The sequence below is a fragment of the Herbidospora sp. RD11066 genome (assembly GCF_054661255.1).
In genome coordinates, this window is record NZ_BAAGDO010000101.1 from 1 (window position 1) to 287 (window position 287).

At 36.9% G+C, this 287-nt stretch carries 1 protein-coding gene; it reads right to left on the minus strand.

Going from position 1 to position 287, the window contains the following annotated elements:
* Nucleotides 1-287, minus strand: a 287-nt coding sequence (locus ACYQ78_RS39460) for a DUF1542 domain-containing protein (protein WP_459806115.1), incomplete at both ends; no start/stop codon positions are given.

The window sequence follows — 287 nt, forward strand, 5'->3', positions numbered from 1 at the left end:
GCTTTTTTAGCTTCTGATTTCTTAACTGGTTCTGGACTAAATGAATTTACATCACTTAAACCAGATATACTATTTACATCAACCTTAATATCTGTATCAGCTCCATCGATTGCTTTCTTAGCTGCATCTGCTTTTGCCTTAGCTTCTTCCTTAGCTGCTAGTTTTTCTTCTGCTGTTAAGTCATTGTTCGCATCAATCTCTGTTTCTTTTGCTTTAAGAGCTTCTTCTACTGCTTTTTTCGCCTCTGGTTTCTTAACCGCTACTGGATTCAATGAGTTTACATCTGC